We start from the raw sequence: 21,618 nt of genomic DNA, 5'->3' as shown, positions 1-21,618 counted from the left end.
GAAGTTGTCGGTGGGCGCTGCCAGACTGGTCCGGTGCTGCTCGCCGAGGTCGTGACCACGTCCGCCGCGGTCGCCGCCACCCGCTCCCGCAAGGAGAAGGCCGCCGCGATCGCCGCCCTGCTGCGCGCCGCGCACGCCGCCGGCGTCGTCGAGCAGGCCGCGTCCTGGCTGTCAGGCGAGGCCCGGCAGGGTCGCATCGGCACCGGCTGGCGCACGCTGCAGGCCGCGGCCACCGACCCGGCCGACGCACCGTCGTTGACGGTCGCGGAGGTCGACGCGACGTTCACCGAGCTCGCCGCTACCGCGGGTGCCGGCTCGGCCCGGCGCCGCAAGGAGCTGCTCGGCGGCCTGTTCGGCGCCGCCACCGAGGCCGAGCAGGCGTTCCTCGCCCGGCTCGTCGGCGGCGAGCTGCGCCACGGGGCGCTCGAAGGCGTCATGCTCGACGCGATCGCCGTCGCCGCCGAGGTCCCGCTCGCCACGGTCCGGCGTTCCTTCATGCTGTCGGGCAGGCTGCCGGACACGGCCGCGACCGCGCTGACCGGGGGCGCCGAGGCACTCGACGCGGTGGCGCTCACCGTCGGTGTCCCGGTCCGGCCAATGCTGGCCTCCCCTGGCGACTCGCTCGACGCCGCGCTGGGCAGCCTCGGTGCCGACGTCACCGTCGAGTTCAAGCTCGACGGGGCGCGCATCCAGGTGCACCGCGACGGCGACGAGGTCCGGGTGTGGACGCGGAGCCTGCGGGAGATCACCGCCGCGGTCCCCGAGCTCGCCGAGCAGGTCCGGGCGCTGCCGTGCCGTACCGCGGTGCTCGACGGCGAGACCCTCGCGGTCGACGACGACGGCCGCCCGCGCGCGTTCCAGGACACCATGTCGCGCTTCGGTTCCGGCGGTGGCGAGGACACCGCCCTGCTCAGCCCGTTCTTCTTCGACCTCCTGCACCTCGACGGCACCGACCTGCTCGATGCCCCGCTCGAACAGCGCCTCGACGCACTCGCCGGGCTCCTCGCCGCGCCCGCGCAGGCCCACCTGCGGATGCCCGGTGTGCGCAGGCCCGATCCCGACGCGGCGGCGCAGGTCCTCGACGACGCGCTGACCGCCGGGCACGAGGGCGTCGTCGTCAAGGCGCTGTCGGCGTCCTATGCCGCGGGCCGGCGAGGCAAGGCCTGGCAGAAGGTCAAGCCTGTCCACACACTCGACCTCGTCGTCCTCGGCGCCGAGTGGGGCTACGGGCGGCGCACCGGCAGCCTGTCGAACATCCACCTCGGTGCGCGCGACCCCGACGGCGGCGACCCGATCATGGTCGGCAAGACTTTCAAGGGGATGACCGACGAGCTGCTCGCCTGGCAGACCGAGACGTTCCCCGGGTACGCCCGCGAGGAGGACGGCCACGCCGTGCTGCTGCGCCCGGAGCTCGTCGTCGAGATCGCACTCGACGGTGCGCAACGCAGCGTCCGCTACCCCGGCGGGGTGGCCCTGCGTTTCGCCCGCGTGCTGCGCTACCGCCCCGACAAGTCGGCGGCCGACGCCGACACGATCGACGCCGTCCGGGCGCTGTTGGCCTGATCTGCGCTGTCGTCCGAGCCGGGATCAGAGGAACGCGGCCAGCGGCCGGGCCACACCCTTGTAGCCGAGCAGGTCGGCGATGTCCGACATGGGCAGCGACCGCGGCTTCCCGCGCTGCGCGGCCATCATCGCCAACCGGGCCTGCACTGCCTCGTTCAACGGCGCCGGCACCCCGTGCAGCCTCGCCAGCAGCACGATCTCGCCGTAGAGGAAGTCGCCCTCGACGCTGCCGCCACGGGCCAGGCTCTGCCACGTCGACGACCCGCCGCGACGGGCCCCGGGGACCTCGACCAGTTCGAACGTCGACCGGTCCAGCTCGTCGCGCGTCGACGAGCCCGACTCGTAGCCCGCCGCCTCCAGCACCGCCTCCGCCTCCTCGCACAGCCGGTCGCCGAGCTTGGTGCGCAGCCGGCTGCGCCGGTACAGCGCGTCGAGGTTCCAGAAGAGGTTGTTGAGCAGCTTGCCGGCCTTCCAGTGCGAGATGTCCGGCACGACCTGCACCGCGAACCGGGCGGCCCGCAGGTCGGCGGCGACGCGCTCGGCGGCGGCACCGGCGCCCGAGGGCGCGTCACCGATGTAGAAGCCACCCGCCAGCGGGCTGCCCGGTGACGCGACCTCGCCCGGACGCACGTGCGAGGCCCCGCTGAGCACCACCGTGTCGAGAACCTGGGCGAACCGGCGCAACGCCGGCCGGACGCTGTCCAGCCCGTTCTGCAGCAGTACCACCGGAACGGTGGTGGCAGCTGTCCGGATCTCACCGTCGACGACGACCGGCTGCCACGCCCACTCCGTGAGCGCCGCCTCCGAGTCCTGGGACTTCACCGCGAGGACGAGCACGTCGCCAGGACGCAGCGTCAGCTCCGCGGGTCCGCCCACGACCGGCACCGGGACCGTCCGCGCACCGTCGGGCCGCAGGTAGCGCAGCCCTTTCGCGCGCAGCACCTCGAGGTTCTGCCCGCGGGCGACGAGAACCACGTCGATCTCCGCGAGGTGGAGCTGCGCCGCGACGGTGGCGCCCACAGCGCCCGCGCCGACGACGACATACCGTCCGGCCATCTCTCTATCGTGGCTGCGGAGCGTACTCATGCGCCCGCCGGGGTCCTCAGAACTACATCACCCACACGTTGTAACCTGATCGATCTTGCTGCCTGGAGTGACCATTTTGATCTTTTCGGTGCTCAGCGGGATGAACATGGCCACCCACCGCGGCGCTGACGAACCGGCCTCGCACGCGTAGTTTCGGACCCCGTGCGATTCCTCGACAGCGGCGGCCCCGCCCCGGCCGTGACCACCGACCTGACCTACGACGACGTCTACCTCGTCCCGGGCCGCTCCTCGGTGACGTCCCGGTTCGACGTCGATCTCGCCACGACCGACGGCTCCGGCGCCACCCTGCCCGTCGTCGCCGCCAACATGACCGCCGTCGCGGGCCGGCGCATGGCCGAGACCCTCGCCCGCCGCGGCGCCCTCACCGTCCTCCCCCAAGACGTCGACCCGCAGGCCGTAGCCGGGATCGTCTCCTGGATCAAGGCCCGCCACCCCGTCTGGGACACCCCGCTCACCCTGCACACCGACGACGCCGTCGCCGACGCCCTCAACCTCCTGCCCAAGCGCGCACACGGAACCGTCGTGATCGTCGACGACGGTCACCGGCCCGTCGGCACCGTCGACGAAGCCGCATGCCTCGGCGTCGACCGCTTCACCCGGCTCTCCGACGTCCTCGCCGCCGCGCCCGTCACCCTGCCGATCGACACCACCCCCCGCGAGGTCTTCGAGACCCTCGGCGGCCACGGCGTCGCCCTCGGCCTCGACTCCGACGGCCGCCTCGCCGGACTGCTCACCGCCATCGGCGCCGTCCGCGCCGGCATCTACGACCCCACCCTCGACGACCTCGGCCGGCTGCGCACCGCCGCCGCCATCGGCATCAACGGCGACGTCGGCACCAAGGCCAAGGCGCTGCTCGAAGGCGGTGTCGATGTCCTCGTCGTCGACACCGCCCACGGGCACCAGGACAAGATGCTCGACGCTCTGCGTGCCGTCCGCCGCGCCGTCACCGAGTCCGGCGCACCGGTCCCGATCGTCGCGGGCAACGTCGTCACCGCACTCGGCGTCGCCGACCTCGCCGACGCCGGGGCCGATATCGTCAAGGTCGGCGTCGGGCCCGGCGCCATGTGCACCACCCGGATGATGACGGGCGTCGGCCGCCCCCAGTTCTCCGCCGTCGCCGAGTGCGCCGCCGCGGGCCGCGACCACGGCGTCCGCATCTGGGCCGACGGCGGCATCCGCCATCCCCGCGACGTCGCCCTCGCCCTCGCCGCCGGCGCCTCCGCCGCGATGATCGGCTCCTGGCTCGCCGGCACCTACGAGTCCCCCGGCGACCTCCTGCGCGACGAGGCCGGCCGTCCCTACAAGGAGTCGTTCGGGATGGCGTCCAAGCGCGCCGTCAGCGCCCGCACCCGCAGCGACGGCGACTTCGACCGCGCCCGGAAATCCCTGTTCGAGGAAGGGATCTCCAGCTCCCGCCAGCACCTCGACCCGTCGCGGCCGGGGGTCGAGGACCTGCTGGACGCGATCTGCTCGGGCGTCCGCAGCGCCTGCACCTACGCCGGCGCCCGCAGCCTCGCGGAGTTCCACGACCGCGCCGTCCTCGGCGTCCAGACCCCCTCCGGCTTCGCGGAAGGCACCCCGCACGGCCTGTGAGTGCCCCGCCGGGTTCCGGGCTCCGAAGGGGTGCCCCTCCTTCTCCAGGAACGGCACTTCCCCGCAGTCCGGTTGCGGGAAAGTGCCGTTCCTGCACAAAGGTCGGGCCGTCGACGAGCGGGGACGCCCCGATCCGGGGGGTCAGGCGTTCGGGCCCTCCAGCATCTCCGTCACCAGGGCCGCGATGGGGCTGCGTTCGCTGCGGGTGAGTGTGACGTGGGCGAAGAGGGGGTGACCCTTCAGCTTCTCGATCACCGCCGCGACACCGTCGTGCCTGCCGACCATCAGGTTGTCACGCTGGGCGACGTCGTGGGTCAGCACCACCCGGGACGCGGTGCCCAGCCGGGACAGCACCGTGAGCAGGACGTTGCGTTCCAACGACTGGGCCTCGTCGACGATCACGAAGCTGTCGTGCAGCGAGCGGCCGCGGATGTGGGTCAAGGGCAGCACCTCGAGCATCCCCCGCGCGAGGATCTCGTCCATCGTGTCCTGGCTGACCAGCGCGCCGAGGGTGTCGAAGACGGCCTGCGCCCAGGGCGCCATCTTCTCGCTCTCGCTGCCCGGCAGGTAGCCGAGCTCCTGGCCGCCGACGGCGTAGAGCGGCCGGAAGACGACGACCTTGCGGTGCTGCTGGCGTTCCAGCACGGCTTCGAGTCCGGCGCACAGCGCGAGCGCCGACTTGCCGGTGCCGGCCCGGCCGCCGAGCGAGACGATGCCGACGTCGGGGTCGAGCAGCAGGTCGAGGGCGATGCGTTGTTCGGCGGAGCGTCCGTGCAGCCCGAACGCCTCGCGGTCCCCGCGGACCAGTTTCACCTGCTTGTCGGCGGTGATCCGGCCCAGCGCGGCGCTCGATCCTCCGAGCAGCCGGACCCCCGTGTTGCAGGGGAGTTCACGGGCCGCCTCGTGGTCGAGGAGACCGTCGCGGAAGAGGACGTCGACCTCCTCGGCAGTGACGTCGAGGTCGGCCATGCCGGTGAACCCGGTGCTGACGACGTCCTGGGCGTGGTACTCGTCGGCGGGCAACCCGACTGCGGCGGCCTTGACGCGCAGCGGCATGTCCTTGGTGACGAGCACGATCTCCCGGGTGCCGGCGGCCTCTGCCTGCAGGTTGAGCGCGCAGGCGAGGATCCGGCTGTCGTTGCTGTCGGTGCGGAATCCCGCCGGAAGCACGCTGGGGTCGGTGTGGTTCAGCTCGACGTGCAGGGTGCCGCCGGACTCGCCGATCGGAATCGGTGCGTCGAGGCGGCCGTGCTTGATGCGCAGCTCGTCGAGCTGACGCAACGCCGTACGCGCGAACCAGCCGAGTTCCGGGTGGTTGCGCTTGCCTTCGAGTTCAGAGATGACCACCAGGGGCAGGACGACCTCGTGCTCGTCGAACCGGGTCAGGGACCACGGGTCGGACAACAGCACGGAGGTGTCGAGCACGTAGCAGCGGGCCGGAGTGCCAGACGGGGCGTCGATGCTCTCCGGGACGAAGGCGGTGCGACGGTCGGTCACGGGTGCTCCTTGTGGACGCGACACCACGCCCAACTCTCTGGTGGGCCGGCCGGCCCCTGACGGGACACTCGACGACTCGCTGCTCGTCGCCCAGCGCCCGTGAGGGCCGGGTGCCGGCCCCCTCGGGTGCAACACACCACGACCAGGGCCTCCCCGGGCGGTCCGCATCGGGTGCGTCCCGCCACCGTGAACGCTACTAGCGGTCACCCGGGTGCGGTCAACAGCAACACCGCGTGGCGAAGAACGCGCGTCACCAGATTTAACGGTTCGGACTACCGCTCGTCGCTCTCCGCTCACCGCTGACCGGCCCGATTTCTGGTAGGCCCGGGCCGTTGGCCCCGGATGGTGGCCACCCGGACGGCTCAGCGGCGACTGAGCTGTGTGGACCTGCGACCGCGCCCCGCACGTCCCCGCGCAGCTGCGCGGGGACGTGCGGGGCGTCGAGGAGCCGGCGGTAGCGGGCGACGGGATCGGGTCCCGCGGCGAGCCAGGCGCGGACGAGCGCCTCCCCCTCGACGTAGGCCGTCGTGTAGCCGCGCCACCGGGGATCGACGACGAACCGCAGCAGGACGTGGGCGCGCGCGTCGTCGACGAGCAGCCATCGACGGAGGTGGCGCACGGCGTCGTCGAGGGTGGCGCCGCGGTCGTGGAGCATGAGTGCGGCATCCTGACGGACAGGGGCGAGGTCTCGCAGCGCGGTCTCGACGGCCTGGGAGAGCTCACCGTCGCAGTGGACACCGGCCTCGGTGAGGACGTCGGCGACCCACGGGCCCCAGTCCAGCCCTCCGACGACGTCGAGTCCCGTGTCGGCGGCACCTTCGGTGACGAGGCTGTGCGGCGACGGGGTGACGACGACGTCGCGTTCCGGTTCGCCGCAGCGGCGGACGCCGCGGACGAGGCAGTGCTCGGTGTGGTGGCCGGGGTAGATCTCGTGGGCGACGAGCGCGGCGAGCTGGGTGGCGCGCAGGCCGGCGTCGGTGGTGATGCGGACGTGGGAGCGCAGGCCGCACAGGTGCCGGGTGAGGCCGGTCCACGGCCGGTCGCTCACGAGCTCGATGTCGACGTGTTCGTCGTCGGGGAGGCCGAACAGCTGGTGGGTGCGGTCGCGCAGCGCCGCGGTGAGGGCGTCCACGGCGGCGGCGATCCGGTCGGGCCGGACGGTCTCGCGGCGACGGAAGGCGCCGAGGCGGTCGGCGAGGGTGCCGTGGCCGGGCAGCAGGGTGTCGAGCCGGGCGTGGGCGGCGCGGTAGCGGTCCTGGTCGGGCGCGACACCGTCGAGGTCGACGTCGAGGGTCGCGCTGACCTGGTCGACGAACCCGACGTGTTCACCTGCGGCTCGCCGCGCGTGACAGTGCAGGGCGCGCAGCTGGGCGTCGAGGAACCCCGTTCGGGTGATGCCGAGCTCGGCGGCGGGCAGCCGACGACGCAACCGAACGGCGGTGCGGGCGAGCTCGGCGGGGTCGGGCGTGGGTCCGTCGGCGGCGTGTCGGCGTAGCGCCTGGTCACCGGTCCAGGTGTCGACGATCCCCGGGACGAGCCGGTCGAGCCTGAGCGCGAGCAACGCGTAGTCACGAGGGACCAGGCTCGGCGGCATCGCCGCACCGTACGCGCAACCGACGGGTGACGTGGCGCCGTCGCGTGATCGAGCCTGAACTACAGAGCGTGCACCTATGAAAGGATACTGGTCCGTTCGTGTGTAATGCAATTACTCTGCGTAGAGAGAATTGGGCTTCGGTGCGGCTCGCAACCCCCACAACTGCACTCGATCGAGTGCGTAACTAAACGTAAAGTACTGGCATCACACGATAGTGGTACGAGAGTTGGTGTACGGGAAGGCGGCCGATAGCTTTTCCTCAGTCAACGCGGGCTCCCCGGTCGGGCGTTGACACGGACGGCGTCGGCTCCGGCCGACACCAGAAGACCAACAGGAGATAAACGTGCTGAAGAAGGCTGGAATCATCGCGGCCACCGCCACTGCGGGCCTGCTCGCGGTCAGCCCCCTCGCCTTCGCCGGCGAGGCCGGCCACGGCCACGGTGGCCACGGTCACGGCCACGACAGCGACCAGGTGAACTCCAACAAGGAGATCCACCAGGGCCTCGTCAACGTCTCGGACAACAACATCAACGTCCCGGTCACGGCGTGCGGCAACAACCTGCCGATCAACGTGCTCGGCGTCCAGGTCTCGGACGTCACCGCCAACCTGACCGGCGCCCTGGGCCTGCTGGGCGGGGCGGACGCGAGCAGCGCGGCCGACCAGTCGCAGGACCGCTCCTGCGACGTTGCGGCCGCCGCGGGCGACAGCTCCTCGCAGGCGAACGACTGAGCTTTCTAGCTCAGCACGTAGGGCCCCGGACGATCCGTCCGGGGCCCTACGTCTTTGTGCAGCAGATTCACCCGGTCACGACCCTCACATCCGCCGGAATTCGAGTTCACTCGAACGTGGGACGTAACCCGGAACACAACACGTCAATTACACGATCGGGTTACTGGGTTTGGTTCGTGCTCGCCGGGCCGATACATTTTCCCCAGTCAGCACGGCTCCCCCGTCAGGTGCTGGCAACGTTTCGGAGTCGGGTTCCGATTCCAGATGACCAACAGGAGATAAACGTGCTGAAGAAGGCTGGAATCGTCGCGGCCACCGCCACCATGGGCCTGCTCGCGCTGTCCCCGCTCGCCTTCGCGACCGAGGGCCACCACGGGCACGGCGGCGGCGACCAGGTCAACTCCAACGAGGAGCTGCACCAGGGCCTCGTCAACGTCTCGGACAACAACGTCAACGTCCCCGTCACCGCGTGCGGCAACAACCTGCCGATCAACGTCCTGGGCGTTCAGGTCTCCGACATCACCGCCGACCTGACCGGCGCCCTCGGCCTCCTGGGTGGCACGGCTGACGCGGCCAGCGCGGCCGACCAGTCGCAGGACCGTGGCTGCGACGTCGCGGCTGCCGCCGGCGACACCTCGTCGCAGGACAACAGCTGATCTCTGCTCCAGAGCAGAACGAAGGGCCCAGGACTTCTCGTCCTGGGCCCTTCGTCTGTGCGGTGGACCTCTGCGGAGGCCGGATCTGCGCGAACACCGCACGCGGCAGGGGGCGCCCCTTCCACGAATTACACCCGATCGGGTGCGTAACCCGTGGAAAGGCACGTCAACTACACGATCGAGTTACGTGGTTTGGATCAGGAACGGCATTCCGGATAAGTTTTTCTCAGCCAGCACGGCTCCCCCGTCAGGTGCTGGCACGTGTGAGGAATCGGCTCACGCCGATCCGAAGACCAACAGGAGATAAACGTGCTGAAGAAGGTCGGAATCGTCGCGGCCACCGCCACCGCGGGCCTGCTCGCGGTCGCCCCGCTCGCCTTCGCCCACGAGGGTGGCGACCAGGTCAACTCCAACAAGGAGCTGCACCAGGGCCTCATCAACGTCTCGGACAACAACGTCAACGTGCCGGTCACGGCGTGTGGCAACAACCTCCCGATCAACGGTCTCCTGGCCGTCCAGGTCTCGGACGTCGTCGCCGACCTGACCGGTGCCGCCAACGGCTCCGCGGCCAGCGACGCCGACCAGTCCGAGGACCGCTCCTGTGGCGTGGCTGCCGCCGCCGGCGACACCGACTCGCAGAGCAACGGCTGAGCTCTTTCGCTCAGCGCCTGACGCGACTGCTTCATTCAGCGCGTACGCGGAAGTGGCGCCGGACTTCGGTCCGGCGCCATTTTCGTGCGCCCAGAACAAATTGCCGATGCACATTTCCGGGCGCGGAGTCCGCGAAGAGTCAGGACCCGAAGCGCCGGTGTCGTGCGGCATAGTCGCGAAGTGCACGGAGGAAGTCGACCCGCCGGAACTCCGGCCAGTACGCCTCGCAGAACCAGAACTCCGAGTGCGCCGACTGCCACAGCAGGAAACCGGAGAGCCGTTGCTCCCCCGAGGTCCTGATGATGAGGTCCGGGTCGGGCTGGCCGGAGGTGTAGAGGTGCGCGGCGATGTGGTCGACGTCGAGGACGTCGGCCAGCTCCTCGATCGTCGTCCCCGACTCGGCGTGCTGGAGCAGGAGCTTGCGCACGGCGTCGGCGATCTCCTGACGGCCGCCGTAGCCGATGGCGACGTTGACCTGCAGGCCGGTCCGGCCGACGGTGCGCGAGGTGGCCGCGGCGAGCCGGGCGCCGATCTCGGACGGCAGGAGCTCGAGGGCGCCGACGACACGCAGCTGCCACGGCCGTCCCGGGCCGGCGAGGTCGTCGACTACGTCGGCGATGATCTCGAGAAGCGGCTCGAGCTCGTCGGCGGCGCGGGTGAGGTTGTCGGTCGAGAGCAGGAACAGGGTGGCGACCTCGACATCGGCCTCGCGACACCATTCGAGCAGGTCGCCGATCTTGGCCGCGCCCACGCGATGGCCGTCGTTCACGTCGACGAGCCCGGCGTCACGAGCCCACCGCCGGTTGCCGTCGAGCATGAGTGCGACGTGCCGGGGTCGTTCCGCTGCCCCGAGCCGTCGCGCCAGGCGGCGTTCGTAGACCGAGTACAGGAGGTCGCGCACGCCCACGGCCCGAGAGCCTACGCGCGCGCGGGTCGGGCGTAGAGATCCGGAGCCGCGAGTTCACGTCCGCGGCACGTCGGGGACATGGCTGGTGCCGTAATCTCGACAGGGTGACAGTCGGGACCATGGCTCAGCCGCCGTCGCCCGCGTTCGTCAAGCCGCGAATGCGGGGCTGGCTGCATTTCTGGTCGTTCGCGGTGTCGATCCTGGCGGCCGCGGCGTTGATCTCGGTCGCCGCGTCCCTGGTGGGTGCGGGTGCCGCGCTGGCGACGGCCGTCTACAGCGGCACGATCCTCGGGTTGTTCGGCGTCAGCGCGCTCTACCACCGCCGCACGTGGACGACGACCCGGTCGCGGATGGTCATGAAGCGGCTCGACCACTCCATGATTTTCCTGTTCATCGCGGGGACGTACACGCCGGTGGCGGCCCTGGCGATGCAGCCGTCGACTGCCCGTTGGGTGCTGTTCACCGTGTGGGGCGGCGCGCTGGCCGGCGTCGTGCTCAAGATGGCCTGGCCGAGCGCGCCGTCGTGGTTCGCGGTGCCCATCTACGTGGCACTGGGCTGGGTTGCGGTCTTCGTCTTCCCGGAGATGCTGCGCACCGGCGGAGTCGCGGCATTCGTCCTGGTCGTCGCAGGTGGCGCGCTCTACACCCTCGGTGCCGTCTTCTACGCGACGAAGTGGCCGAACCCGTGGCCCGCGACGTTCGGGTACCACGAGTTCTTCCACGCGGCGACGGTGCTGGCCGCCGCCTGCCACTACATCGCGATCTGGCTGGTCCTGTTCGCGGGCTGACCGGGTCGAGCGGGCCGGCTGGAGCCGGGGCAGGTCACTCCCCCGTCGGGCCCTTGGTCCGCAGCTCGTCGACCTTCGCCATCGCATCGCGCAGCTCACCCAGCCACTCCTCGGCGTGCTCGCCGACGAGCCGGACCGCCCACGCCAGCGCGTCGGAACGGGAGCGGGCGACACCGGAGTCGACCAGGGTGTCGAGCACGATGCGCTCGGGCTGGCGCAGCCGCGTCATGACAGGCACCGAGGCCGTGGTGAACAGCTCGGTAACGTCGCCGATGCGCGCACCCCAGGCGACCTTGCGCTGGTAGCGGTGCTCGGCCTGCAGGGCGATGTCGATGCGTTCGTCGCGGGTGTCCTCGCGGAAGCGCGAGATGCGCCCGGACGCGGCGGCGAGGCGTTCGGCGTGGCCGGCCTCGGTGTCGGCGAAGTCGCCCTCGGGTGCGGTGAGCTCGCCGACGACGACGATCTCCTCGCGGTCGACGGTGACCTCCGGTGTCCCGACGAACCAGCCGTCGGGCAGGCGTCCGGAGAGCCAGGCCGCGGCGTCATCGGCGCCGGGCAGGTCGGACTGCTGCCAGCCGCCGCGGCCGGGGCCCCGGCCCCGTCCGCCGCCGTGCCATCCGCGGTGCATGCGTCCCGACATGGGGTCCTCCTCGTGTGTCGAGCCACTCGTTCCAGCGGCTCGATTACGAGATTACACAGCTACACCTGTAACGGCTTGCAGATCCCGCGGTGTTCGCCGACGGCGGACGCCCCCGGACACTCACAGGGTTTCGCCGAGGGCTGCCGTCAGCTCGTCGACGCCCGTGACGGGCCGGTCGCAGACGAACCCCCGGCACACGTACGCCGCGGCGGCACCGTCGACCAGCGGTCGCTCGGCCAGCAGGGGCACGCCCTCGGCGTCGGGTGGCCCGGCGACGACCACCGTCCCCCCGACCGACGCGCTCCGCGCCACCGCCACGAGCGACGAACGCTCCGCGGCCGACGATCCGACGATCGCCACCTGCACCGGCCCGGCCACCATCGCCTCCGCGACGGTCAGCCAGTGCCCGGCGAACCGGGGATGGCGCTCGGCGAGTGTGCCGACCGTCGCCACCGTGGCCTCCGCGGCGTCCCGGTAGCGGGCGGAGTCGGCCGGAGCGGCCAGCACGGACGCCGTCACCAGTGCACCGGCCAGCGCGGACGCCCCGCAGGGCGAGGCGTTGTCGGTCAGCTCGCGCGGGCGATGCAACAGCTGCTCGGCGTCGTCGGCGGTGTCGTACCAGCCACCGTGCGTCGACGGGTCGGAGAAGTGCGTCAGCGCGACGTCCAGCAACCCGGTGGCCTGGCCGAGCCGCGCGGGGTCGCCGGTGGCCTGGTGCAGGGCGAGCAGGCCGTCCGCGAGCAGGGCGTGGTCCTCCAGCACGGCCGCCGCGGCGCCGACGACCCCGCCTCGCGACGACCGGCGCAGCCGCCCGTCGACGACGTGCAGCCGCAGCAGCAGGTCGGCCGCCTCACCGGCCGCGACCACCCAGCCGGGCCGGTCGAGCGCGGCGCCACCCTCGGCGAGGGCGAGAATCGCCATCCCGTTCCACGACGTCACGATCTTGTCGTCGCACGCGGGCTGGGGACGCCGGTCCCGGGCAGCGAGCAGGCGGTTCCTGACCGAGGACCAGCGCGCGGCGTCGGACGGGTCGGCCGGCAGCTGCAACGTCGACATGCCGTGCTCGAAGGTGCCCTCGTCGGTGACGCAGAGCAGCTCGGCGGCCCAGCCGGCATCGGCGTCGCCGAGGACGTCCCGCAGCTGGGAAGGCGTCCACGCGTAGGTGAGTCCCTCGACGCCGTCGGTGTCGGCGTCGAGTGCGGACGCGAACCCGCCCTCGGCCGTGCGCAGGTCGCGCAGCAGGAACGCGGCGGTCTCGTCGGCGACCCGCAGCGCGAACGCCGAGCCGGTGGTCCGCGCGAGGTGGGCGTAGACGCGCAGCAGCAGGGCGTTGTCGTAGAGCATCTTCTCGAAGTGCGGGACCACCCAGCCGGCGTCGACGCTGTATCGCGCGAACCCGCCCGCGAGCTGGTCGAAGAGCCCACCACGGGCCATCCGCCGGGCTGTCGTCGCCACGAACGACAGCGCAGGCGCGGACCCGGTGCGCTCGTGGTGGCGCAGCAGGAACTCCAGCACCATCGACGGCGGGAACTTGGGCGCGCCGCCGAACCCCCCGGCCTGCTCGTCGAAACCCTGGGCGAGCGTGGCGACGGCGGCGTCGAGCGTGCCCTCCCCCACGGCCGCGGGCGGCAGCGCGGTGACCGCCGACTCCGCGAGCCGGGCCGCCATCTCGCCGGCGGCGCCGCGCACCCGGTCGCGGTCGTCGGTCCAGGCGGCGGTGACGGCGTCGAGCAGCTGCCGGAACGACGGCGTGCCGCGCCCGGGCGTCGCCGGGTAGTAGGTGCCGCAGTGGAACGGCTCACCGACCGGGGTCAGGAAGCACGTCATGGGCCAGCCGCCCTGACCGGTCATGGCCTGGGTGGCACCCATGTAGACGGCGTCGATGTCGGGCCGCTCCTCGCGGTCGACCTTGATCGCGACGTAGCCGGTGTTGACCTGCGCCGCCGTCGCCGCGTCCTCGAACGACTCGTGCGCCATGACGTGACACCAGTGGCAGGCGGCGTAGCCGACGGAGAGCAGGATCGGGACGTCGCGGCGCTGCGCCTCGGCGAACGCCTCGTCGGACCATTCCCACCAGTCGATGGGGTTGTCGGCGTGCTGGAGCAGGTACGGGCTGGTCGCCGCAGCCAGGCGGTTCGGCATGTGCCGAGCCTGTCAAACACACCCGGGGTTGGGCTTGTCGGGGACCGCCGGTACCGACGAGAGTGGCGCCCATGGCCGTCAGGAGATGGGACGAGCTCAGCCCGCAGGTACGTCGTCTGCTCGTCGCCGCGGGGTCGGTGGACGCGGTGCTGCGGGCGGTGGCGCTCGTCGACGTGCGCCGCCGACCGGCCGACCGGGTCCGTGGCCCGAAGTGGGTGTGGGCGACCGCGCTGTCCGTGGTCAGCTCGGCGGGTCTCCTGCCGCTGGCCTGGTTCGTGCTGGGACGACGCCGGTAGCGGCGATCAGTCCTTGCGGGTGCTCGTGTCCCCGTCGGCGACCGGCTCCGTGCCGTCGGAGGACTCGGCGGGCTCCTCGTCGAACGACTTCGGCAGCCGCTTGAGCCGCCGGCTCATCGAGACGATCAGCAGGACCGTCGAGATCCCCAGCAGGATGATGACGACGAGCGCGATCGGCGATGCCTTGCCGAACTCCTCGCCCTTTCCGGGCGGGGGCTCCGGGTCCTGCGCGGGGACGACGACCGCGGCCACCTGGGCGTCCACGGGCACCACCCCGAGATCGACCAGCAGCACCGCACACCTCCGTCGAGCCGTCCCGACGCGACGCCGGGGGCGCCGATCGGCCTGCCCCTGACCGGCGGCAGACCCCCCACAACCTACGCACCCCCGCCGGGCCCGCGCGTGGCGGCCCTGCGCCGGGCCGCGGGGGCCGCTGTGGCACGCTCCGCCGGTCGCGACCGGACCGACACAGGAGGTCCCCGACCGTGGGCTCACCGTTGACGACGACCCGCCGCTCCCTGCACGGCATCGCCGAGCTGCTGCTCGCGGGTCCGCAGTACCGATCGTCGGGGACCGTCCGGCTGCAGGTGACGTCGGGTGGGTTCGGCCAGGTCGCCGGCCCGCTGCGGGTGCAGGGCGCCGATCTGGTGTGGGAGGACGACCACCATCCGCTGGCCGGCACGATCCGCGACCTCGCGGTGTGGGCCGGGGTCGAGCCCGGCGCGCCCGACGGCCTCTACTCCGACGGCTCGGACGTCGACCTCGACGAGACCCTCGGCGTCGATCCCTCGGAGGCCGACGTGCTGCAGGGCTGGTTCGCCCTCGGCGACGCCGCCCTGCGCGTCCTCGGCGATGCGGCGGACGTCGGTGAGCCGGTGCTGTGGCCCGAGCACTTCGACCTGGCCGTGACGGTCGACCGGGTCAACTACGGCGTCTCCCCCGGCGACGCGTCGCTGCCCGAGCCCTATGCCTACGTCGGCCCGTGGGACCGCCGCGAGAGCGAGTTCTGGAACGCGCCGTTCGGGGCGTTCCGCACGGCCGTGGAGCTCCCCGACGTCGAGGCGCTCGCGGACTTCTTCCGGACCGGCCAGGCCGCGGCCCGCGCCTGACCTGCGGGTCTCAGCCGACCTTGACGGTGTCGGCCGAGGGCACCAGGCCCGCGAACAGGTCGTCCTCGGGAGTCGGCGAGTCGACCAGCGAGCGGACGAGCTCGTAGTCCTCGGTCGGCCACACCTCGCTCTGGATCTCCGGCGGGACGAAGAACCAGCGGCTCGTCGGGTCGATCTGGGTGGCGTGCGCCTTGAGCGCCTCGTCACGGACGGGGAACCACTGGTCGCACCGCACCCGGCTGGTGACGCGCAGGCCCGGGTCCTTGCGGTCGTCCTGCCAGCGCTCGAGCCACTCCGCGTAGGGCGACTCGAGGCCGCGGGCGAGCAGTGCCTCGTGGAAGGCCACCATGCGGGCCCTGGAGAAGCCGTGGGAGTAGTAGAGCTTCAGCGGCTGCCACGGCTCGCCCACGTCGGGGAACCGATCGGGGTCGCCCGCCGCGTCGAACGCCGCCATCGACACCTCGTGGGTGCGGATGTGGTCCGGGTGCGGATAGCCGCCGTTCTCGTCGTAGGTGACCAGGACGTGCGGGCGCTCGGCGCGGATCAGCCGGACCAGGCGCTCGGTGGCCTCCTCGAGGTCGACCAGGGCGAAGCAGCCCTCGGGCAGCGGCGGCTTCGGGTCGCCCTCGGGGAGCCCGGAGTCCACGAAGCCGAGCCAGTGGTGGCGGACGCCGAGGATCTCGGCGGCGCGGGCCATCTCGGCCTTGCGCACACCTGTCAGGTCGGCCACGACCTCCGGACGATCCATGGCCGGGTTGAGGATGCTGCCACGCTCCCCACCGGTGCAGGTCACGACGATGACCTCGTGCCCCTCGGCGACGTAGCGCGCCGCGGTGGCCGCGCCCTTGCTCGACTCGTCGTCCGGGTGGGCGTGCACGGTCATCAGCCGGAAGCGCGGACCGTCCGCCTCGGCAGCTCGCATCTCGGGATGGCTCATGGGTGGGACGTCGGTCCTTCCGGTCACGTCGGTGCGGCGGCGGGACGTGTCGCCCGTTCGCCGGTGCCGATGGTTGCAGAACCCACCGGCAGCCTCTGCGGTGCCCAACGCACGTCGGGCCCTACCTCTTCCCGGCCCCCGCGTGGCGCCTGCGTGACGGCTCCGCGCGGCACAACCGTCCGCCGCGCCGTTCGCCACCGCACGATGTCGCGGAGGGGCCCCGGAGCACCCCGACTATCGTCCGACACCAGTCCTCTACCTGCGAATACACGGTGCTGGGAACTTCGGTGGAGCCCCAACCGTTCGTCGAAAGAAGACGACGAACGGCATACCCCGTGTTACTGTGAGCGACACACGGCCCGCCAAGGCGGACCGTGTTTTTCCTTACTCGGGGCTATGCCACAACCGCGGCATGCCCGACTGTGCCGCGGCAACCGGTCCTTGCCATGCACGGGACCCGGACGGCTGGAGGAGTGATGACCGTGACGGACACCCAGGTGACCTGGTTGACCCAGGACGCTTTCGATCGGCTCAAGAGCGAGCTCGACCAGCTGATCGCGAACCGCCCCGTCATCGCCGCCGAGATCAACGCCCGTCGTGAGGAGGGCGACCTCAAGGAGAACGGCGGCTACCACGCCGCGCGTGAGGAGCAGGGCCAGCAGGAGGCGCGCATCCGCCAGCTCCAGGAGCTGCTCCGCACCGCCCAGGTCGGCACCGCGCCCAGCAGCACCGACGTCGCCTCCCCCGGCACCGTCCTCACCGTCAAGTACGACGACGACGACACCGAGAAGGTCCTGCTCGGCTCCCGCGAGGAGGGCTCGCACGGCGACCTGCAGGTCATCTCGCCGAACTCGCCGCTGGGTGCGGCCCTGCTCGGTGCCAAGGTCGGCGAGACCCGCGAGTACTCCCTGCCCGACGGCGGCACGATGAAGGTCACGCTCGCGGGCGTGGCGCCCTTCACCGGCTGATCCGGGCGGTCCGGCAGACCCCCGGCCGCGCCGGAAGTCCGCGTCAGGACGTCCGCCTCAGGACCCCGTACCCCACGGCGCTCCGGCCACGTCGAACACGGCGTGGCCGGAGTTCCGCAGCGCGCCCACGATCGCGGCGCAGTGCTCGGAGCCACGCGTCTCCAGGCTGATCTCGACGTCCACGTCGCCCAGCGGGATCGCGGCCGAGATCCGGGTGTGCTCGACGTCGACGACGTTGGCGCCCAGGCCACCGACCTGCGTGAGCAGCTCGGCCAGTGCGCCGGGCCGGTCGTCGACACGCACACGCATCGACAGGTAGCGCCGCGCCGCGGCCATGCCGTGCTCGATGACGTGCAGCAGCACCAGCGGGTCGATGTTGCCGCCGGACAGCACGGCGACGGCGGGGGTCGGGAACCGGTCCGGGTGCTCCAGCAGCGCGGCAACTGCGGCCGCGCCCGCGGGCTCGACGAGCACCTTCGCGCGCTCCAGACAGTGCAGCAGGGCCCGCGCCAGCGCGTCCTCGCCGACGACGACGAACTCGTCGACCAGTGCCGCGACCTGCGGGTAGGTCACGCTGCCGGGGACGCCGACCGCGATTCCGTCGGCGATCGTGCGCATCCGGTCCAGCGCGACGGGGCCGCCGTGGCGCAGCGACGCGGGCCATGCGGCGGCCGCTGCGGCCTGCACCCCGACGACCCGAGCGTCCGGGCGGCGGGCGCGGACCGCGGCGGCGACCCCGCCGAGCAGCCCGCCGCCGCCGGTCGGCACGAGGACGGTCGCGACGTCGGGCACGTCGTCGAGGATCTCCAGCCCGACCGTGCCCTGGCCGGCGATGACGTCGGTGTGGTCGAAGGGGTGCACGAGCACCGCGCCGGTCTCGGAGGCGAACTCGACGGCGGCGGCGAGGCTGCCGTCGATCGTGTCCCCGACGAGCCGGACCCGGGCCCCGTAGCCGCGGGTGGCGTCGACCTTGGGCAGCGCGGCGCGCTCGGGCATGAACACGGTGGCCTCGACGCCGAGCAGCCGCGCGGCGAGCGCGACGCCCTGGGCGTGGTTGCCGGCGCTGGCGGCGACCACGCCGCGGGCGCGTTCCTCGTCGTCGAGACGGGAGAGCCGGGTGTAGGCGCCCCGGATCTTGAACGACCCCGTCCGCTGCTGGTTCTCGCACTTGAGCCACACCGGGCCGCCGGCGATCTCGCTCAGCGCCCGCGCCGGCAGCGTCGGGGTACGCCGGACGACGCCGACGAGCAGGTCACGGGCCGCTTCGACATCGGCGACCGTGACCGGGGGCGGGGCGGGCTGGCGGTCGGCGGTCACCGCGGCATCCTCTCAGGCGTGCCCGGACCTGCCCGGGTAGCCTCGGCCCCGTACGCCACGGGGGTCGCCGGCGTCACAGGGGAGGTCGCATGACTCGGCTGCGGGCAGTGGTCCCGCTGCTGGCCGCCGGTGTGCTGGCGGTGCTGGCGGTCCTCACGGTGCGCAGCGCGGGCTGCGACGACCCGGGCCGCTACGAGCTGCGCGGCGGCACCTACGAGCTGGTCGGCGGCTGCATCGCGCCGGGCGACGTGCTCGTCCCGCAGCCGACGCCGATGCTGCCTCCGGACGCCGACGCCCCCGCGAAGAGCTAGTCGGACAGGCGCCCCGGCTCAGACACGGCCGAGCTCACACACGGCCCAGCGCCCCGCGCAGGTCCTCCAGCAGGTCGTCGATGTCCTCGATGCCGACCGAGAGCCGGATGAGGTCGTCCGGCACCTCCAGCACCGAGCCGGCGACCGACGCGTGCGTCATCTCGCCGGGGTGCTCGATCAGCGACTCGACGCCACCGAGCGACTCGGCGAGGGTGAACAGCTCCGTCCCGGCACAGACGGCCAGTGCGGCCTCCTTGCCCGCCGCGACCCGGAACGACACCATCCCGCCGAAGCGGCGCATCTGCTTGGCCGCGGTCTCGTGGCCGGGGTGCGTGGGCAGCCCCGGGTAGAGCACCTGCGACACCGCGGGGTGCGCGGCGAGCATCTCGGCGACCCGCTCGGCGTTGTCGCTGTGGCGCTCCATGCGCACCGCGAGGGTCTTCACCCCGCGCAGGGTGAGCCACGCGTCGAACGGGCCGGGCACGGAACCGACCGAGTTCTGCGTGAACCTGATCTGCTCGGCGAGCTCGTCGTCGTCGAGTACGAGCGCGCCACCGACGACGTCGGAGTGCCCGCCGACGTACTTCGTCGTCGAGTGCAGGACCACGTCGGCGCCCAGCGCCAGCGGGTTCTGCAGGTACGGCGAGGCGAACGTGTTGTCGACGACGAGCCGGGCCCCGCCCGCGTGGGCGACCTCGGCGACGGCGGTGACGTCGGCGATGCCCAGCAGCGGGTTGGTCGGCGTCTCGCACCAGACGAGCTTCGTCGTCGGCCGCAGCGCGTCGCGCAGTGCGGCGACGTCGCCGAGGTCGACGGTGGAGTACTCGACGCCCCACTGCGTGAGGACCTTGTCGATGATCCGGAACGTGCCGCCGTAGGCGTCGTGCGGGATGACGACGTGGTCACCGGGGCGCAGCTGGACCCGCAGCGCGACGTCGGCGGCGCCCATGCCGGACCCGAACGCGAACGCGTGCCGGGCCCCCTCGAGCGCGGCCAGACACTCCTGCAGCGCGCTCCGCGTCGGGTTGGCGGCCCGGGAGTACTCGTAGCCGCCGCGGGGGCTGTTCACCTCGTCCTGGATGAACGTCGACGACGGATGGATCGGCACGATGACGGCGCCGGTCGTCGGGTCGGGCTCCTGGCCCGCGTGGATGGCGTTGGTGGAGAAGCCGCGCATGGGGGCACGCTACGCGGGCCCGCACGGCCCCCTCCGACCGGCCGACCCGCGCGGGCCGGTCAGCGGGTCAGTGCAGCGACCCCAGGAACGCGAGCACGTCCGACCGGGTCACGACACCCGCGGGCATGCCGTCGACGATCACCAGCGCCGCGTCGGCGGAGACGAACGCGCTCATCGCGCTCTCCAGCGACTCCCCGGAGCCGAGTGTCGGCAGCGCGGGCGACATGTGCTTGTCGAGCCGGTCGGTCAGCTGGGCGCGGCCGGTGAACAGGGCGTCGAGCAGGTCGCGCTCGACGACCGCACCGGCGACCTCGGCAGCCATCACCGGCGGCTCGGCCTTCACGACCGGCATCTGCGAGACGTGGAACTCCCGCAGGTAGTGCACGGCGTCGGCAACGGTCTCGTTGGGGTGGGCGTGCACGAGGTCGGGGATGGAGCCGTCCTTGCGGCGCAGCACGTCGCCGACGGTGGCGCCCTCCGTCGGGGGCAGGAAGCCGTAGCCCGACATCCAGCTGTCGTTGAACACCTTGCCGAGGTAGCCGCGGCCGCCGTCGGGCAGCAGCACGACGACGACCGAGCCCTCCGGCGCCGTCTCGGCGACCCGCAGCGCAGCGACCACGGCCATGCCGCACGAGCCGCCGACGAGCAGCGCCTCCTCGCGGGCGAGCCGGCGCGTCATGGCGAACGAGTCGCCGTCGGACACGGCCAGGATCTCGTCGCAGATGTCCTTGTCGTAGGTCGTCGGCCAGAAGTCCTCTCCGACGCCCTCCACCAGGTACGGACGTCCGGTGCCGCCGCTGTAGACAGAGCCGACCGGGTCGGCGCCGATGATCTGCACACGACCGTCGGACACCTCCTTGAGGTAGCGGCCGGTGCCGCTGATGGTGCCGCCGGTGCCGATCCCCGCGACGAAGTGCGTGATGGTGCCCTCGGTCTGCTCCCAGATCTCCGGGCCCGTGGCCCGGTAGTGCGACTCCGGGTTCTGCGGGTTCGCGTACTGGTTGGGCTTCCAGGCGCCGTCGATCTCGGAGACGAGCCGGTCGGACACGTTGTAGTACGAGTCGGGGTGCTCGGGCTCGACGGCCGTCGGGCACACGACGACCTCGGCGCCGTATGCCTTGAGCACGTTGCGCTTGTCCTCGCCGACCTTGTCGGGGCAGACGAACACGCACTTGTAGCCGCGGCGCTGGGCGATCATGGCCAGCCCGACGCCGGTGTTGCCCGAGGTGGGCTCGACGATCGTGCCGCCCGGGCGCAGCTCGCCCGACTTCTCCGCGGCGTCGATCATCCGGACCGCGATCCGGTCCTTCACGCTGCCGCCGGGGTTGAGGTACTCCACCTTGGCCAGCACGGGCACGTCGATACCCGTGCTCACCTGCCCGAGCTTGACCAACGGGGTGTTCCCGACCAGCTCTGACACGTGTTCGACGAAACGCATGGCGTCATCGTCGCACCCCCGTGTCCGACGCTCGGAGACAGGGATTCCGGGTGCCCGGTGTCCGGCAGGAAGCGGGTCCACTCGTCCGGGGTGACCGGATCGCCCGCGCCCGCGCACACCGCGGCGGCGAGGTAGCGGCCGCTCCCGGCCGTGGAAGTACGCCGCGTCCTCGGTCCGGTGGGCCGCGAGGCCGCTGT

General features: G+C 72.2%; 21 protein-coding genes. 10 read left to right on the top strand and 11 right to left on the bottom strand.

All coding sequences use genetic code 11. The annotated features are described in order from the left end of the window. The first annotated feature begins 33 nt into the window (after positions 1-33). Positions 34-1,563, top strand: coding sequence for an ATP-dependent DNA ligase (locus tag TOK_RS30725; RefSeq protein ID WP_098961482.1), 1,530 nt, complete (start codon positions 34-36; stop codon positions 1,561-1,563). Between the two features lie 24 nt (positions 1,564-1,587). Here the strand turns inward: TOK_RS30725 and TOK_RS30720 are convergent, their stop codons facing one another. Then, positions 1,588-2,619 carry a ketopantoate reductase family protein gene (locus TOK_RS30720; RefSeq protein WP_098961481.1) on the bottom strand — a complete coding sequence of 344 codons (1,032 nt, stop codon included), beginning with the start codon at positions 2,617-2,619 and terminating at the stop codon, positions 1,588-1,590. A gap of 192 nt (positions 2,620-2,811) precedes the next feature. Here TOK_RS30720 and TOK_RS30715 point away from each other — a divergent pair, with 192 nt between their 5' ends. Beyond that, entirely contained in the window at positions 2,812-4,263 is a 1,452-nt protein-coding gene (locus tag TOK_RS30715; RefSeq protein WP_098961480.1) for a GuaB1 family IMP dehydrogenase-related protein, read from the top strand. 141 nt (positions 4,264-4,404) lie between these two features. On the opposite strand, the gene TOK_RS30710 is transcribed toward TOK_RS30715, so the two are convergent. Further along, positions 4,405-5,724 carry a PhoH family protein gene (locus TOK_RS30710; RefSeq protein ID WP_216362171.1) on the bottom strand — a complete coding sequence of 440 codons (1,320 nt, stop codon included), beginning with the start codon at positions 5,722-5,724 and terminating at the stop codon, positions 4,405-4,407. Positions 5,725-6,019: 295 nt separating this feature from the next. After that, positions 6,020-7,354, bottom strand: a complete 1,335-nt coding sequence (locus TOK_RS30705) for a DUF885 domain-containing protein (protein WP_141566634.1) — start codon at positions 7,352-7,354, stop codon at positions 6,020-6,022. Between the two features lie 343 nt (positions 7,355-7,697). Between TOK_RS30705 and TOK_RS30700 the strand changes: the two genes are divergently transcribed. The 3 genes from TOK_RS30700 (at position 7,698) to TOK_RS30690 (ending at position 9,391) form a co-directional block, all read left to right on the top strand. Next, positions 7,698-8,084, top strand: coding sequence for a hypothetical protein (locus tag TOK_RS30700; protein ID WP_098961478.1), 387 nt, complete (start codon positions 7,698-7,700; stop codon positions 8,082-8,084). Positions 8,085-8,368: 284 nt separating this feature from the next. After that, positions 8,369-8,740 (top strand): hypothetical protein, encoded by a 372-nt coding sequence (locus TOK_RS30695; RefSeq protein WP_098961477.1) that lies wholly within the window; start codon positions 8,369-8,371, stop codon positions 8,738-8,740. Positions 8,741-9,049: 309 nt separating this feature from the next. Continuing rightward, entirely contained in the window at positions 9,050-9,391 is a 342-nt protein-coding gene (locus TOK_RS30690; RefSeq protein ID WP_098961476.1) for a hypothetical protein, read from the top strand. Positions 9,392-9,530: 139 nt separating this feature from the next. On the opposite strand, the gene TOK_RS30685 is transcribed toward TOK_RS30690, so the two are convergent. Next, entirely contained in the window at positions 9,531-10,292 is a 762-nt protein-coding gene (locus TOK_RS30685; protein ID WP_172457890.1) for an isoprenyl transferase, read from the bottom strand. 125 nt (positions 10,293-10,417) lie between these two features. On the opposite strand from TOK_RS30685, the gene TOK_RS30680 reads away from it, so the two are divergent. Next, positions 10,418-11,086 (top strand): hemolysin III family protein, encoded by a 669-nt coding sequence (locus TOK_RS30680; RefSeq protein WP_098961474.1) that lies wholly within the window; start codon positions 10,418-10,420, stop codon positions 11,084-11,086. Positions 11,087-11,120: 34 nt separating this feature from the next. Here the strand turns inward: TOK_RS30680 and TOK_RS30675 are convergent, their stop codons facing one another. Together TOK_RS30675 and TOK_RS30670 are read right to left on the bottom strand one after the other, a co-directional pair. After that, positions 11,121-11,726, bottom strand: a complete 606-nt coding sequence (locus tag TOK_RS30675) for a hypothetical protein (RefSeq protein ID WP_374754952.1) — start codon at positions 11,724-11,726, stop codon at positions 11,121-11,123. Positions 11,727-11,846: 120 nt separating this feature from the next. Then, positions 11,847-13,868: a thioredoxin domain-containing protein gene (locus TOK_RS30670; RefSeq protein ID WP_098961473.1), complete on the bottom strand. Its 2,022-nt coding sequence runs from the start codon at positions 13,866-13,868 to the stop codon at positions 11,847-11,849. Positions 13,869-13,939: 71 nt separating this feature from the next. Here TOK_RS30670 and TOK_RS30665 point away from each other — a divergent pair, with 71 nt between their 5' ends. After that, positions 13,940-14,164: a hypothetical protein gene (locus TOK_RS30665; protein WP_098961472.1), complete on the top strand. Its 225-nt coding sequence runs from the start codon at positions 13,940-13,942 to the stop codon at positions 14,162-14,164. A 6-nt stretch (positions 14,165-14,170) separates the two neighbouring features. On the opposite strand, the gene TOK_RS30660 is transcribed toward TOK_RS30665, so the two are convergent. After that, entirely contained in the window at positions 14,171-14,458 is a 288-nt protein-coding gene (locus tag TOK_RS30660; protein ID WP_216362164.1) for a hypothetical protein, read from the bottom strand. Positions 14,459-14,649: 191 nt separating this feature from the next. Here TOK_RS30660 and TOK_RS30655 point away from each other — a divergent pair, with 191 nt between their 5' ends. Beyond that, the gene (locus TOK_RS30655) at positions 14,650-15,273 is read left to right on the top strand and encodes a hypothetical protein (RefSeq protein WP_098961471.1); all 624 of its coding nucleotides are present in this window, start codon (positions 14,650-14,652) and stop codon (positions 15,271-15,273) included. Between the two features lie 10 nt (positions 15,274-15,283). On the opposite strand, the gene mca is transcribed toward TOK_RS30655, so the two are convergent. Continuing rightward, entirely contained in the window at positions 15,284-16,210 is a 927-nt protein-coding gene (gene mca / locus TOK_RS30650) for a mycothiol conjugate amidase Mca (protein WP_172457883.1), read from the bottom strand. 482 nt (positions 16,211-16,692) lie between these two features. On the opposite strand from mca, the gene greA reads away from it, so the two are divergent. After that, the gene (gene greA, locus TOK_RS30645; protein ID WP_172457882.1) at positions 16,693-17,178 is read left to right on the top strand and encodes a transcription elongation factor GreA; all 486 of its coding nucleotides are present in this window, start codon (positions 16,693-16,695) and stop codon (positions 17,176-17,178) included. A 57-nt stretch (positions 17,179-17,235) separates the two neighbouring features. On the opposite strand, the gene ilvA is transcribed toward greA, so the two are convergent. Then, positions 17,236-18,495 carry a threonine ammonia-lyase gene (gene ilvA / locus TOK_RS30640; protein WP_098961469.1) on the bottom strand — a complete coding sequence of 420 codons (1,260 nt, stop codon included), beginning with the start codon at positions 18,493-18,495 and terminating at the stop codon, positions 17,236-17,238. 89 nt (positions 18,496-18,584) lie between these two features. Here ilvA and TOK_RS30635 point away from each other — a divergent pair, with 89 nt between their 5' ends. After that, a complete protein-coding gene (locus TOK_RS30635) occupies positions 18,585-18,806 on the top strand; it encodes a hypothetical protein (protein ID WP_098961468.1) in 222 nt (73 codons plus the stop codon). A 34-nt stretch (positions 18,807-18,840) separates the two neighbouring features. On the opposite strand, the gene TOK_RS30630 is transcribed toward TOK_RS30635, so the two are convergent. After that, on the bottom strand, positions 18,841-19,983 hold the full coding sequence (locus tag TOK_RS30630; RefSeq protein WP_098961467.1) for a cystathionine gamma-synthase: 1,143 nt from the start codon (positions 19,981-19,983) through the stop codon (positions 18,841-18,843). 67 nt (positions 19,984-20,050) lie between these two features. Then, a complete protein-coding gene (locus TOK_RS30625; RefSeq protein WP_098961466.1) occupies positions 20,051-21,421 on the bottom strand; it encodes a cystathionine beta-synthase in 1,371 nt (456 codons plus the stop codon). Positions 21,422-21,618: the final 197 nt, after the last annotated feature.

The organism is Pseudonocardia sp. N23 (assembly GCF_002583555.1).
In the GTDB taxonomy this organism is placed as follows: domain Bacteria; phylum Actinomycetota; class Actinomycetes; order Mycobacteriales; family Pseudonocardiaceae; genus Pseudonocardia.
Note: the sequence above shows the minus strand (reverse complement) of the source record. Positions and strands in the feature narration are given on the sequence as shown.

Coding starts and splice junctions, on each gene's coding strand:
- TOK_RS30720 (WP_098961481.1), bottom strand. CDS start 2,619: ATGGCCGGACGGTATGTCGTCGTCGGCGCGGGCGCTGTGGGCGCCACC.
- TOK_RS30705 (WP_141566634.1), bottom strand. CDS start 7,354: ATGCCGCCGAGCCTGGTCCCTCGTGACTACGCGTTGCTCGCGCTCAGG.
- TOK_RS30680 (WP_098961474.1), top strand. CDS start 10,418: ATGGCTCAGCCGCCGTCGCCCGCGTTCGTCAAGCCGCGAATGCGGGGC.
- TOK_RS30675 (WP_374754952.1), bottom strand. CDS start 11,726: ATGTCGGGACGCATGCACCGCGGATGGCACGGCGGCGGACGGGGCCGG.
- TOK_RS30670 (WP_098961473.1), bottom strand. CDS start 13,868: ATGCCGAACCGCCTGGCTGCGGCGACCAGCCCGTACCTGCTCCAGCAC.
- TOK_RS30665 (WP_098961472.1), top strand. CDS start 13,940: ATGGCCGTCAGGAGATGGGACGAGCTCAGCCCGCAGGTACGTCGTCTG.
- mca (WP_172457883.1), bottom strand. CDS start 16,210: ATGAGCCATCCCGAGATGCGAGCTGCCGAGGCGGACGGTCCGCGCTTC.
- TOK_RS30635 (WP_098961468.1), top strand. CDS start 18,585: ATGACTCGGCTGCGGGCAGTGGTCCCGCTGCTGGCCGCCGGTGTGCTG.
- TOK_RS30630 (WP_098961467.1), bottom strand. CDS start 19,983: ATGCGCGGCTTCTCCACCAACGCCATCCACGCGGGCCAGGAGCCCGAC.
- TOK_RS30625 (WP_098961466.1), bottom strand. CDS start 21,421: ATGCGTTTCGTCGAACACGTGTCAGAGCTGGTCGGGAACACCCCGTTG.